Source organism: Streptomyces caniferus (genome assembly GCF_009811555.1).
Classification (GTDB): domain Bacteria; phylum Actinomycetota; class Actinomycetes; order Streptomycetales; family Streptomycetaceae; genus Streptomyces; species Streptomyces caniferus.
In genome coordinates this window covers 3149272-3163481 of the sequence record NZ_BLIN01000005.1, presented here as the reverse complement: position 1 = coordinate 3163481, position 14210 = coordinate 3149272, and the positions used below count along the sequence as shown (strand labels likewise).

The following is a 14210-nucleotide window of genomic DNA, read 5'->3' as shown; positions in this document are numbered from 1 at the left end:
GCTCCCCGCCCGGGGTTGCCAGGTCCAGGGTGGCCCCCATCGAAGGGGACCACATGAATACCCCCGTTCAGTCACCGCTGCAGGAACTGCTCGCGACAGCTCTCCTCCCCGGCCAGGTGCCGCCAGCCGCCGGGGCGGGAGAGGTGAGCCGGGCGGCAGTCCCGGCGCACCTCTTCCTGGCCGTCACGTCGATCCCCGTCGGCAACAACCCGGTCGGGGTGGCCATCGCCCCCAACAGCAACCTCTACGTCGCCAACTCCGGGTCGGCCAACGTGTCGGCGATCAACACCACCACGGACACCGTCATCGGCGGCCCGATCGGCGTCGGCGGTACGCCGGTCTGGCTGACGGTCGCCCCCAACGGCAACGCCTACGTCCCCAACAGCGGGTCGAACACCGTGTCGGTGATCAACACCGCCACCAACACCGTCGTCGGCGCCCCGATCGCCGTCGGCAACCAGCCGGCCGTGGTGGCGGCCGTCCCCGGCGGACGCGTTTACGTCACCAACTTCGCCGCGAACACCGTGACGGTGATCGACACCACCACCAACACCGTCGTCGGCGCCCCGATCGCCGTCGGCGCCCAGCCGGTCGGGGTCGCGGTCGCCCCCAACGGCAACGCCTACGTCACCAACCGGGGATCGAACACCGTGACGGTGATCGACACCGCCACCAACACCGTGATCGGCGCCCCGATCCCCGTCGGCGCCCAGCCGAACTTCGTGGCGGTCGCCCCCAACGGCAACGCCTACGTCGCCAACATCGGGTCGAACACCGTGACGGTGATCAACACCATCAGCAACACCGTCGTCGGCGCCCCGATCGCCGTCGGTAACCAGCCGTGGGGAATCGCGGTCGGCGCCGACGGGATCGCCTACACCGCCAACCGGGCGGCGAACAGCGTGACGGTGTTCGACACCGCCACCAACACCGTCGTCGGAGCCCCGATCCCCGTCGGCGCCGGACCGATCGCCGTGACGGTCGCCCCCAACAACAAGGTCTACGTCAGCAACATCAACGGGAACAACGTCAGCGTCATCCAATTCGACCCGACGCTGACCAGCATCGTCCCCAACCAAGGGCCCATCGCGGGCGGCACGGTCGTGACGATCACCGGCACCAACCTGACCGGGGCGAGTGTCGCCTTCGGCGGCATCCCCGCCACCGGGGTGAGCGTCAACGCCACCGGCACGCAGATCACCGCCACCACTCCGCCCGGGGCGGCCGGTCCCGTGACCGTCACCGTCACCACCCCTGGTGGCAGTGCCAGTCTGGTGAACGGCTTCACCTACGTCCAGCCCACCCACGCCACCACGCTGACCGCGACCCCGGCGCTGTCGGAGCTGTTCCCGCCGCACGTGTACTACCCGTTCCTGACCGCCACGCTGACCGACCAGGTCACCGGTCTGCCCGTGCCCGGCCAGACCATCGTGTTCAGCGTCGGCGGCAACCTCATGGGCACCGCCGTCACCGACGCCCAGGGCGTCGCCCGGTTCAACGAGACGTTCATCCTGGTGTACATCCTCGCCAACGGTGGCTACGACGCCTCCTTCGCCGGAGCGACCACCCCGACAGTCATCCTGTCGCCGTCCAGCGCGCACGCGGGAGTCGTCGAACCCTGACCCCCCGTCCGGTCACCGGCCGGCTGAGCCGGTATGCGGGAGAGCGGTATGCGTGAGGCCGGCCCGGTCGTGGACAACTGTCCACGACCGGGCCGGCCTTCGTGCGGCAGCCGTGCCGGGGCCCCCTAACGCGCGGCCGCCCCCACCCGCCCCTGCAGCAGCCGCGACAGCGCGGCGTGCACGTCCTCGACCGAGCGGTCCGGCTGGAAGGACTGCCAGTCCAGGGCGGCCACCAGGACCATGCCGAGGAGCGCGGAGGCGGTGAGGGGGATGTCGAGCTCGTCGGAGAGTTCGCCGGTCTCCACGGCGTCGCGCAGGACGGACTCGACGACGGACTGGGCGCGGCCCCGTACGGAGGTGAGGGTGGCGCGCCAGGTGCGGTTGGTGCGCCACAGTTCGGCGACGTAGAGCTGGATGAGGGCGGGGGAGCAGGCGATGAAGTCCAGGCCCGCGCGGATCATGGCGTCCAGGGCGTCGACCCGGGTGCCGCCGCGGGCCGCGGTGGTGTCGGCGGCCCTGCGCAGCGAGTCGGCGAGCAGGTCGATGCCGTCCCGCAGCAGCTCCTCGTAGAGGACGTTCTTGCTGGCGAAGTTGTAGTAGACGGTGCCCTTGGCGACGCCGGCCCGGTCGGCGATCTCGTCGACGGTGGTGGCGGAGAAGCCCTGTTCCGCGATGAGGGTCACCGCCGCGTCGAAGAGCCGGCGGCGCGTCGAGGTGCGCCGGGTGACGGGGGAAGCCCCCGGGGCGGTGCCGTCGACGGCACCGCCCCGGGGCCCCGGGAGCACGCTCACAGGCTGAGTTCCGGGTGCAGGTCCTTCATCCGTACGACCTGCCGGCTGCGCGCCGCGAGGGCGGTCAGGGCCAGCGCGCCGAGGGTGAAGGCCACCAGGACCCCGCAGCCCTGCCAGACGATGCCCAGGTCACCGCCGGTGATCAGCCGGCGCAGGCCGTCGACCACGTAACTCATCGGCAGGAACGGGTGGATGGCGGCGAAGAACCCGGGGCTGGTCTGCACCGGGTAGGTGCCGCCCGCCGACGTCAGCTGGAGCATCAGGACGACGAGGGTGAGCACCCGGCCGGCCGGGCCGAAGAACGCGCCCAGCAGCTGGATGATGGCGGTGAAGCAGGCCGTGGCCAGCAGCAGGAAGCCGACGGTGCCCGCCGAACGGGCCATCTCCAGGCCGAGGCCCCAGTGGAGGACGGCCATCAGGGCCAGCACCTGGACGACGCCGACGGCGTAGGCGGGCAGCCAGGAGCCGAGGGTGATCCGCCAGCCCGGGGCGCCCGCTGCCAGGGCCCGCTTGCTCAGCGCCGGGAGCAGCATGAACGCGACCATCGCGCCGACCCAGAGGGAGAGCGGGATGAAGTACGGCGCCAGGCCGGTGCCGTAGTTGGGCGCCTTGTGCATCGACTTGGCGGCCAGCCCGACGGGGTCGGCCATCACTTCGGTGCGGGCGTCGCGGTCCTTCTTGTTGTAGTCCGGGATCTTGTCGACGCCGCTGTGCAGGCCGTCCGCCAGCTGGTTGCTGCCGTCCTTGAGCTTGAAGAGGCCACCGGTGAGCTTGACGGCGCCGTCCTCGGCGCTGCCCACGCCGCTGTGGACCTTGCCGGCCCCGTCGGCGACCTTGCCCGCGCCGTCGGCGAGGCTGCCGAGGCCGTTCGCGAACAGGCCCGCGCCCTGGGAGACCTTCTGGGCCCCCGCGTTGAGCGCGTTGATCTGACGGATCGCGGTGTCCGCGCGCTGCCCGATGCCCGGTGCCTGCTCGGCGACCATCTCCGCGCCCTGGTGGATCTCGCGCAGCTTGCCGCGCAGCGGCCCGAAGTCCGCCCCGGCGATGGCGTCGTCGACCTTCTCCGCCGCGTCGGCGGCCACCTTGCTGCCGTCCGCGAGCGCCTTCAGCTTGGTGCAGTCGGGGTCGGTGTCGAGCAGCGCGCCGCAGCGGTCCTGGTAGATCTCCGCGGCGTTGTCGGCGTTCTTGCGGGCCTGGGCGGCGGCCTTGGCGGAGTCGTTCGGCAGGGTGTCGAGGACGTCGCCGATGGTCTCGGTGGCGTGGGCGACGAACTGCGCGCCCGCCCCGATCTCCTTGCCGTGCTTGCGCAGGAAGGGCAGGTCCTGCTTGGCGAGGCCGTGGACCTTGTCGGCGAGCTGCTGGGTGCCGTCGGCGACCCGGCCCGCGCCCGCGCTGAGTTCATGGGCCTTGGCGACGGCCGTCGCGGCGCCCTTGCTCAGGTCGCCGGCGCCCTGACTGACCTTGCCGGCGCCCTGGTGGAGCTTGCCGAGGCCGTCGGCGAGGTCGCCGGAGCCCTTCTTGGCCTTGCCGACGCCCTTGTCGACCTTCCCGGCCCCGTCAGCGGCCTTGGCGGTCTCGTCGTGCAGGTCCGAGAACGACACGAAGATCTTGTCGAGCATGGCGCGCGACGAACTCGCGGACGTCTTGGCCCGGATCTCGGAGAAGACCGACTTCGAGATCGAACCGACGACGTAGTTGTTGGCGTCGTTCGTCCGGACCTTGAGCGCGCCGGTCTGCGGGTCGTCACCGGAGCTGGAGGCGATCCGCTTGCTGAAGTCCCCGGGGACGGTCAGCGAGAGGTAGTACGTGCCGTTCTCGACGCCCTTGGCGGCGTCCGCGGCGCTGACCTCCTCCCAGTGGAAGGTCTTGCTGTCCTTGACCTTGTCGGCCAGGTCGTCGCCCGCGGTGATCTTCTTGCCGTCGGCGGTGGCACCCCGGTCGTCGTTGACGAGGGCCACCGGGATCTTGTCCAGGCGGCTGTACGGGTCCCAGAAGGAGCACAGGTACAGGGCCCCGTAGAGCAGCGGGATCAGCATCAGGGCGACCAGGCCCAGCCGGGGCAGCTTCCCCCTGCCGAACCGCCTGAGCTCAAGCGCGGCCAGTTTCGGCGAACGCATGCGCCGCTTCCTCCTCGGTGGTGGGGGACCCGTCCTGGACGGGCGTGGGTGCGGCGGCTCCGGTCTCCGCCGGCGTGGTGCGCACGGCGGTGTCCGTCGGCGAGGTGCGGACGATCAGCGCGTCCGCCGGGGCGCCGCTGCCGGCCGCCACGACGGTGATGCCTTCGTGCGCGAGGTCCCGCAGCATCTGCCAGGCCTCGGCGCGCTCGGCCTCGGAGAGCTTGAGGTCCACATCGTCGACGGCCAGCAGCCGCGGGCCGTGCATGACCCCGAGCGCGACCGAGAGCCGCAGCGCCTCGATCCGCTCAAGGTCGCGGACGGCCGTCCGCAGGCCCTTGGGCAGGGCGTCGGGGTCGAGCCGGACGGCCGCGAGGGCGGCGTCGACCCGGGCCCGGGTCGCTTCCTTCTGGCGCTTGCCCCACGGCAGCGAGGAGCTGAGCCCCTGGAAGCGGTGGCCCAGCAGGGCCTGTTCCTTGAGGTGTTCGCCGACCGTGAGGGCCGGTTCGAGGTCGACGACGCCCGGCACGTGGGCGATGGCGGTACGGCTGCGCACCGTCCCCATCCGCTGGGGCAGCGGGAGTCCGGCGACCGTCGCCGTGCCCGCGGTGATCCGCATCCGGCCGGTGAGGGCCAGCAGCAGACAGGTACGGCCGGAGCCGGAGGATCCCTGCACCGCGATCAGGGTGCCCGGTTCGGCGGAGATGTCGATGCCCTGGAAGGCCCACCCTCTCGGGCCCTCCACTCCGATCCCCCTGGCGTCGACCGCCGCCCCCTGGCGGGTGGTGTTCACAAACACCCCTCCCCTTTTGATCTGACTGGTCAGTCTAAAAGTGTGCCGCATCCGGGCCTTCTTGACCAATCGGGGGGCCCGGTGAGCGCGTTCGGGCACATTGGTGCCCATCGACCCGTGACCCGAACGGGGTAATCGTCCTAGGGTGCCGTGCAGGCGGGGGCCTGATGATGTTCAAGGTGATGCCCGTGTCGCGGTCATGCGGCACGGGTGCGCACATACGACGGAGAACCATGGAACATTCGGCACAGCACCCCGTGGACCCGCCCCCGCCCCCGCGGCAGCCGGCGGAGCACTCTCCCGAGGCCGGGCAACGCCCCGGCCCCGTGGCGCGCCGCTCCCGCAAGCTGGCCGCCCCCCTCCTCGCCACGGCCCTGATCGCGGTCCTCGCGCCCGTATCGGCCTCGGCCTCCGCACCGGCGCCCGCGCCGCGGCCGGCCGGCGGCGTACAGGGCCCGTGCATGAAGGGCGACGGCAGCGACGGCTGGACCGCCACCAGCACCCGGATCGACCCCAAGGACAGCCATCACGCCTTCGTCGGCAACGGCTACCTCGGCCAGCGGGTGCCGCCCAACGGCACCGGCTACGCCGCGCCCGGCGGCACGACCGGCTGGCCGCTGAAGACGCCCGAGTACGACGGCTCCTTCGTCTCCGGCCTGTACGCCAAGGGACCCAAGAACGTGCAGGGCCGGCAGGCCATCGCCGCCCTCCCCACCTGGACCACCCTCGATGTCGCCACCGGCGGCGCGCACCCCGACACCTTCTCCTCCGCCACCGCGCCCGGCCGGATCTCGCACTACCGTCAGACGCTCTCGCTGCGCTGCGGCTTCGTCCGCACCTCGCTGACCTGGACGGCCGCCGACGGCCGCGCCACCGACCTGGTCTACGACGTGCTCGCCGACCGCAACGACGCCCACACCGGCGCCGTACGCCTGCGGATGACGCCCCACTGGAGCGGCGCGGCCACGGTCACCGACCGCCTCGACGGCCGCGGCGCCCGCCGGATGACACCGTCCACGACCGGGACCGCCACCGGCGGCAAGGACACCGGCGGCAAGGAATCCGGCGGCAAGGAGCCCGGTGCCGGGGACTCCGGCCGCACCATGGACGTCGGGTTCCGCACCGACGGGACGAAGACCGAGGGCGCGGTGGCCTCGACCCTGCGCCCCGGGCCCGGAGTGCGCGCGGACCGTCCCGGACCGGCGCCGCGGGCGGACAGGCTCAGCAACCGGCAGCGGGTGTCCTTCCCGGTCCGCAGCGGCCGCTCGTACGAGCTGACCAAGTACGTCGGCGTGGACACCGCGCTCACCTCGCGCACTCCCCGCGCCGCCGCCGACGCGGCCTCGCGCCGGGCCGCCGACCGCGGCTGGGACGCCCTCTTCGCCCGGCACGCCGCCGCCTGGCAGCGGCTGTGGCGCAGCGACATCGAGGTGAAGGGCAAGCGCGATCTGCAGTCCTGGGTGCGCTCGGCGCAGTACGGACTGCTGTCCTCCACCCGCGCCGGCAGCGACAACAGCATCGGCCCCACCGGCCTGACCAGCGACAACTACGCCGGTGAGGTCTTCTGGGACGCCGAGACCTGGATGTACCCGGGCCTGCTGGCAAGCCACCCCGAACTCGCCAGGTCGATCGTCGACTACCGCTACAAGACCCGGGCCGGGGCCCGCGCCAACGCGAAGAAGCTGGGCTACAAGGGGCTGTTCTACCCCTGGACCAGCGGCAGCAAGGGCGACCTGTGGAACGAGTGCCACAGCTGGGACCCGCCGCACTGCAAGACCCAGAACCACCTCATGGGCGACATCTCCCTCGCCACCTGGCAGTACTACCTCGCCACCAAGGACACCGCCTGGCTGAAGTCCCGCGGCTGGCCGGTCCTCAAGGGCATCGCCGAATTCTGGGCCTCGCGGGCCACCCACAACGCCGACGGCAGCTACTCCGTGAAGAACGTCGCAGGGCCCGACGAGTACAGCAACGGCGTCGACGACGGTGTGTTCACCAACGCCGGCGCCGCCACCGCGCTGCGGCACGCCACCCGCATCGCCGCGATCCTCGGCGAGAAGGCGCCGTCCTCCTGGACGACCATCGCCGACAAGCTGCGCATCCCCTACGACAGCAAGAAGAAGATCTTCGAGCAGTACGCCGGGTACAAGGGCACGACCATCAAGCAGGCCGACACCGTGCTGCTGATGTACCCGCTGGAATGGCCGATGTCGCAGACCAAGGCCGCCCGCACGCTGGACTTCTACGCCGGGCACACCGACCCGGACGGCCCGGCCATGACGGACTCGGTGCACGCCATCGACGCGGCCGGGATCGGTGAGGCCGGCTGCTCGACGTACACCTACCTGATGCGGTCCATCCAGCCGTTCGTCCGCGGCCCGTTCCACCAGTTCTCCGAGGCGCGCGGCGACAAGGCCGGTGCCTCCGACCCGCACGCCGGCAAGCCCGCCCAGGACTTCCTGACCGGCAAGGGCGGCTTCCTGCAGACCTTCACCCACGGGCTGACCGGGCTGCGGCTGCGGGAGAACGCGGTGCGCCTCGACCCGATGCTGCCGCCGCAGCTGTCCCAGGGCGTCACCCTGCGCGGTCTGCACTGGCAGGGCCGGACCTACGACATCGCGATCGGCGCGCACCAGACCACCGTGCGGCTGACCGCCGGTGCGCCGATGCGGATCGAGACGCCGGAGGGCGACAAGATCGTCAGCCGGGGGGTGCCGGCCGTCCTGAAGACCCGCCGCCCGGACCTGGCGGCGACCTCGAACGCGGCCCGCTGCACGTCCGCCGGGGCGAGCTCCGAGGAGCCCGGCCTCTACGCGGCCGCCGCGGTGGACGGCAACACCACCACCGCCTGGGTGCCCGACGCCGCCGACGGCACCCTCACCGTCGACCTCGGCCGGACCACCCGCGTCGGGCAGATCACCCCGCACTGGAACGCGACCCGGCCCAAGTCCTACAACGTCCAGGTCTCCCGGGACGGAAAGCACTGGTCGGGGACCGGATACGCGGGCAGGACGCCGGCCCGGTACGTACGGGTCGTGGTGCACGGCGACCCGGCCAAGGCGGCGGACGGGAAGCCGAAGCCGCATCCGGGGATCTCGGAGCTGACGGTGGAGCGGGTGAAGTAGCCCGCCGGAGCCCACCGCAGACGGCCCCCTCCCCGGCCGGCCGGGGAGGGGGCCGTCTCGCGTCCGGGCACCGGGTCCGTCCGCGGGCCGGTCCCCGCTCGCTCCGCGTGCGGGCGCCCGGTCACCGGCCGGAGAATTGTTGCGGCGGGATGAAATCCGCCCCCTGCGGTGTTGGTGCCAGGCGTCAAGGGGTCGAGGGCACAGGAGGCACCGGGTGGCGGGGACGGATACGGAACGAGTGGGCTGGGCGCGGCGGCTGATCCGCGACTGCTGGCAGTACAAGAAGGACGTGCTGCTCGCCCTCGGCTCCTCGCTCGCCGGAATGGCAGTGCTGGCCCTGGTCCCGCTCGTACCGAAGCTGATCATCGACGATGTCATCGTCAAGCACGAGCGCGCCCTCGGGCCCTGGGCCGGTCTGCTGGTCGTCGCCGCGATCGCGGTCTACGTCCTCACCTACATCCGGCGCTTCTACGGCGGCCGGCTCGCCCTGGATGCCCAGCACGACCTGCGGACCCGGATGTTCGGCACGATCTCCCGGCTCGACGGCCGGCGGCAGGACGAGCTGAGCACCGGCCAGGTCGTCGGCCGCGCCACCAGCGACCTCCAGCTGATCCAGGGCCTGCTGTTCATGCTCCCGATGATGATCGGGAACGTCCTGCTGTTCGTGATCTCGCTGATCGTCATGGCGGTGCTCTCGCCGCTGCTCACCGTCATCGCGCTGGCCGTCGCCCCCGCCCTGTGGTTCATTGCCCAGCGCAGCCGCGTCCGGCTCTTCCCCGCCACCTGGTACGCCCAGGGACAGGCGGCCGCCGTCGCCGGTGTCGTGGACGGCGCGGTCTCCGGCGTGCGGGTCGTCAAGGGCTTCGGGCAGGAGGAGCAGGAGACCGGCAAGCTGCGCGAGGTCGGCCGTCGGCTGTTCGCCGGACGGCTGCGCACGGTCCGGCTCAACGCCCGCTACACCCCCGCCCTGCAGGCCGTACCGGCCCTCGGCCAGGTCGCGATGCTGGCCCTCGGCGGCTGGATGGCCACCCAGGGACAGGTCACCCTCGGCACCTTCGTCGCCTTCTCCACCTACCTCGCGCAGCTGGTCGGACCGGTCCGGATGCTGGCGATGATGCTGACCGTCGGCCAGCAGGCGCGGGCCGGTGTGGAGCGGGTCTACGAGCTGATCGACACCGAGCCGTCGATCACGGAGCGGGCGGACGCGCACGAGCTGCCCGCCGACGCCCCGGCCACGGTCGTCTTCGACAAGGTGACCTTCGGCTACGCACCGCTGCCCGACGGCAACGGCGGCGCGCCCGCGGAGGACGCCCCGGCCGCCGCCCGTCCCCTGCGCCCCGTGCTGGAGGACTTCTCGCTGCGCATCGAGGCCGGTGAGACGGTCGCCGTGGTCGGCACGTCCGGCAGCGGCAAATCCACCGTCTCGCTGCTGCTGCCCCGCTTCTACGACGTCGTCGACGGCCGGGTCCTGGTCGGCGGCCACGACGTGCGCGAGCTGACCCTGCCGTCGCTGCGGGCCGCCATCGGCCTGGTCCCCGAGACCAGCTTCCTGTTCTCCGACTCCGTCCGCGACAACATCGCCTACGGCAACCCGGACGCCACCGACGAGCAGGTGCGCACCGCGGCCCGCGCCGCCCAGGCCGACGGCTTCATATCCGAGCTGCCGCAGGGCTACGACACCAAGGTCGGCGAGCAGGGGCTGACCCTCTCCGGCGGCCAGCGGCAGCGCGTCGCCCTGGCCCGCGCCATCCTCACCGACCCCCGGCTGCTGGTCCTGGACGACGCCACCTCGGCGGTCGACGCCCGGGTCGAGCACGAGATCCACGAGGCGCTGCGCGGCGTCATGGCGGGCCGTACGACCCTGCTCATCGCCCACCGCGCCTCCACCCTGGCGCTCGCCGACCGGGTCGCCGTCCTCGACGGCGGGCGGCTGGTCGACATCGGCACCCAGGAGGAGCTGGAGGACCGCTGTCCGCTCTACCGCAGGCTGCTGACCGACCCGGAGGAGCTGGGCGGCGTCGAGCGGGACCCGGCGGGCGAACTGGCCGGGGTCTTCGACGGCGAGCCGGCCGCCGTCGGACTGCTGGACAAGGACGCGGCGGTGGACGCCGACGGGCCCGAGGGCGACGGGGACGGCGCGGCGCGGCGGCCCACCGCGGACGGCACGATCACCCCCGAGCTGTGGGTCCGCCGCGAGCAGGAGGCCGAGGCGGGCGGGGCCGGGATGGCGGCCCGTGCGGCCGTCGCGGCCGGGCCCGGCATCGGCGCCGCGATGGCCGGACTGCCCGCCACCCCCGAACTCCTCGCCCAGGTCGCCGCGCTGCCGCCCGCGACGGACACCCCGGACGTCGACGAGGACCTGGCCGTGCGCCCGGAGCGCTCCTACGGCCTGCGCCGGCTGCTGCACGGCTTCGGCGGGCCGCTGGCCTTCGCCCTGACGCTGGTCGCCCTGGACGCCCTGGCCGGGCTGCTGCTGCCGGTGCTGATCCGGCAGGGCATCGACGAGGGCGTCCGGCGCGGCGCCCTGATCGGTGTCTGGACCGCGGCCGGGATCGCGCTGGTCGTCGTCCTGGTGCAGTGGGCCGCGCAGGTCGGCGGCAACCGCATGACCGGACGCATCGGCGAGCGGGTCCTCTACTCGCTCCGCCTCAAGATCTTCGCGCAGCTCCAGCGCCTCGGGCTCGACTACTACGAGCGCGAGCTGACCGGCAAGATCATGACCCGGATGACCACCGACGTGGACGCGCTGTCGACGTTCCTGCAGACCGGCCTGGTCACCGCCCTGGTCTCGATGCTCACCTTCTTCGGCATACTCGTCGCGCTGCTGGCCATCGACCTCCAGCTGGCCCTGGTCGTCTTCGCCACCCTCCCGCCGCTGATCATCGGCACGTACTTCTTCCGCAAGCAGAGCGTGAAGGCGTACGAGCTGGCCCGTGAGCGGATCAGTGTGGTCAACGGCGACCTCCAGGAGAGCGTGGCCGGACTGCGGATCGTCCAGGCGTTCCGGCGCGAGGGGCGCGGCGCGGAGCGGTTCGCCGCCCGCAGCGACGCCTACCGCGCGGCGCGGGTCCGCGGCCAGTTCCTGATATCCGTCTACTTCCCGTTCGTCCAGCTGCTGTCGTCCGTGGCCGCGGCGCTGGTGCTGATCGTCGGCGCCGACCGGGTCGGCTCCCACACCCTCACCGCCGGCGCGCTCGTCGCCTACCTGCTCTACATCGACCTGTTCTTCGCCCCCGTCCAGCAGCTCTCCCAGGTCTTCGACGGCTACCAGCAGGCGTCCGTCTCCCTGGGCCGCATCCAGGAGCTGCTGTGCGAGCCGACCGCCACCCCGGCCGCCGACCGGCCCCGCGACGTGCCCGCGCTGCGGGGCGACATCACCTTCGACGGGGTGCACTTCCACTACGGCGAGGGCGACGAGCCGGCGCTGGCCGGCGTCGATCTGACCATCCCGGCGGGCCAGACCGTGGCCTTCGTCGGCGAGACCGGGGCCGGTAAGTCCACCCTGGTCAAGCTGGTCGCGCGGTTCTACGACCCGTCAGCGGGCGCCGTCCGCATCGACGGCACCGATCTGCGGGAGCTGGACCTGACCGGCTACCGCCGCCGCCTCGGTGTGGTCCCCCAGGAGTCCTACCTCTTCGCCGGCACCGTCCGCGACGCCATCGCCTACGGCCGCCCGGACGCCACCGATGCCGAGGTGGAGGCCGCCGCACGGGCCGTCGGCGCCCACGCGATGATCGCCACCCTCGACGGCGGCTACCTCCACGAGATCGCCGAGCGCGGCCGCAACCTCTCGGCCGGCCAGCGCCAGTTGCTGGCGCTCGCCCGCGCCGAACTCGTCGACCCGGACGTGCTGTTGCTGGACGAGGCCACCGCCGCCCTGGACCTGGCCACCGAAGCGGTCGTCAACCAGGCCACCGACCGCCTCGTCGGACGCCGCACCACCCTCGTCGTCGCCCACCGTCTGACCACCGCGGCCCGCGCGGACCGCGTGGTGGTGCTCGACCGCGGCCGGATCACCGAGGACGGCAGCCATGCCCAGCTGCTGGCCCGCGACGGCCGCTATGCGGAGTTGTGGCGCACGTTCACGGGCGAGGAAGAGGAGCTCGTGGCCTGAGGCGCCGGCCCGTGCCGTGAGGGGCCGGGGCCCGTCCGGCGCACCCGGCGGGCCGCCGGCCGGTGGCGCCCGGCCGACCCGCCGAAGCGCGCCGGGGTCTGGTGGCACCCCCCTCGCGCCGATAGGTTCAGCCCGACCTTTGCTATCCCAAGGGGAGGGTGCATGCGCAAGGCCACCAGATGGCTGCTGTCGCTCGCGGTGCTCATAGGCACGGCGGGAGCCGGCAGCGCGCCGGCCGGGGCGGCCACCGCCGCCGAGCCGAAGACCGGGGACATCAAGGACCGGATCCTGTCGATCCGGGGTATGAGCCTCATCGAGGAGAAGCCGGTCGACGGCTACCGCTACTTCGTCCTGAACTACACCCAGCCGATAGACCACCGGCACCCGTCGAAGGGAACCTTCCAGCAGCGGCTGACCCTGCTGCACAAGTCGGTCGACCGCCCGACGGTGTTCTTCACCTCCGGCTACAACGTCAGCACCACGCCGTCCCGCAGCGAGCCCACCAAGATCATCGACGGCAACCAGGTCTCCCTGGAGTACCGCTACTTCACCCCGTCGCGGCCCGCGCCCACCGACTGGAAGAAGCTGGACATCCGGCAGGCCGCCGACGACCAGCACCGCCTCTTCAAGGCCCTGCACCGGATCTACGACCAGAACTGGATCGACACCGGCGGCAGCAAGGGCGGCATGACGGCGACGTACTACCGCCGCTTCCACCCGCACGACATGAACGGCACCGTCGCCTATGTCGCGCCCAACGACGTACGCAACGACGAGGACTCGGCGTACGACCGGTTCTTCAAGACCGTCGGTACCGCGCAGTGCCGCACCGACCTCGCCGCCATCGAGCGCGAGGCCCTGGTGCGCCGCAAGGAGATGGTCGCCCGCTTCCAGGCCTGGGCCGAAAGGGAGAAGCAGACCTTCAAGACCGTCGGCAGCGCCGACCGGGCCTACGAAGTCATGGTCACGGACCTGGTGTTCGGGTTCTGGCAGTACCAGCCGGCCGAGACCGCCTGCGCCGAGGTGCCCAAGCCGACCGTCTCCACGGACGGCCTGTGGAAGTGGATGGACGAGGTCGGCGGCTTCAGCAGCTACACCGACCAGGGCATGGAGCCCTACACGCCGTACTACTACCAGGCCGGCACCCAGCTCGGTGAGCCCGGCTACGGCTATCCGCAGCTTTCCGGCCTGCTGAAGTACCCCGGGATCAACAACTCCCGGTCGTTCGTGCCGAAGGGCATCCCGATGCGCTTCGACAAGCGCGCGATGCCCGACGTCGATCACTGGGTGCGCCACCACGCGAACCGGATGATGTTCGTCAACGGCCAGTACGACCCGTGGAGTTCGGAGCACTTCGAGGTCGGCAGGGGCGCCCGGGACTCGTACGTCTTCACCGTGCCCGGCGGCAACCACGGCTCGAACATCGCGAAGCTGACGGAGGCCGACCGCACCAAGGCCACCGCCGAGCTCCTGGACTGGGCCGGTGTGCAGGCTCCCGGCGGCAAGGCCACGGCGCTGGCGCCGTACGACAAGCAGCTGGACAAGCAGGAGGTCCGGCGGATGCCGATGCTGAGGCCTTGAGCGCCTGAGGCCTTGGCTTCCTGAGGCCTTGAGTGCTTGAGGCCATGAAGCCATGACGCCTTGAGTGCTT

7 protein-coding genes are annotated in these 14210 nt (G+C 72.0%); 4 read left to right on the top strand and 3 right to left on the bottom strand.

Features of this window, described 5'->3' with window-relative positions; all coding sequences use genetic code 11:
• The first annotated feature begins 53 nt into the window (after positions 1-53).
• A complete protein-coding gene (locus Scani_RS30360) occupies positions 54-1622 on the top strand; it encodes an IPT/TIG domain-containing protein (protein WP_159480969.1) in 1569 nt (522 codons plus the stop codon).
• A 125-nt stretch (positions 1623-1747) separates the two neighbouring features.
• Here Scani_RS30360 and Scani_RS30355 read toward each other — a convergent pair whose 3' ends face one another.
• The 3 genes from Scani_RS30355 to Scani_RS30345 are packed head-to-tail and all read right to left on the bottom strand — an operon-like array spanning position 1748 to position 5320.
• Positions 1748-2407 carry a TetR/AcrR family transcriptional regulator gene (locus Scani_RS30355; RefSeq protein WP_159480968.1) on the bottom strand — a complete coding sequence of 220 codons (660 nt, stop codon included), beginning with the start codon at positions 2405-2407 and terminating at the stop codon, positions 1748-1750.
• 2 nt (positions 2408-2409) lie between these two features.
• Entirely contained in the window at positions 2410-4530 is a 2121-nt protein-coding gene (locus tag Scani_RS30350; RefSeq protein WP_159480967.1) for a YhgE/Pip family protein, read from the bottom strand.
• Positions 4502-5320 (bottom strand): ATP-binding cassette domain-containing protein, encoded by an 819-nt coding sequence (locus Scani_RS30345; RefSeq protein WP_246296235.1) that lies wholly within the window; start codon positions 5318-5320, stop codon positions 4502-4504. The genes Scani_RS30350 and Scani_RS30345 overlap by 29 nt, the downstream gene beginning before the upstream one ends.
• Positions 5321-5553: 233 nt before the next feature.
• Here Scani_RS30345 and Scani_RS30340 point away from each other — a divergent pair, with 233 nt between their 5' ends.
• From Scani_RS30340 to Scani_RS30330, 3 genes are all read left to right on the top strand, one after another.
• A complete protein-coding gene (locus tag Scani_RS30340) occupies positions 5554-8445 on the top strand; it encodes a discoidin domain-containing protein (protein WP_174872767.1) in 2892 nt (963 codons plus the stop codon).
• A gap of 214 nt (positions 8446-8659) precedes the next feature.
• Positions 8660-12559: an ABC transporter ATP-binding protein gene (locus Scani_RS30335; protein WP_159480965.1), complete on the top strand. Its 3900-nt coding sequence runs from the start codon at positions 8660-8662 to the stop codon at positions 12557-12559.
• 162 nt (positions 12560-12721) lie between these two features.
• Positions 12722-14140: a S28 family serine protease gene (locus Scani_RS30330; protein ID WP_159480964.1), complete on the top strand. Its 1419-nt coding sequence runs from the start codon at positions 12722-12724 to the stop codon at positions 14138-14140.
• The last annotated feature ends 70 nt before the right edge of the window (positions 14141-14210 follow it).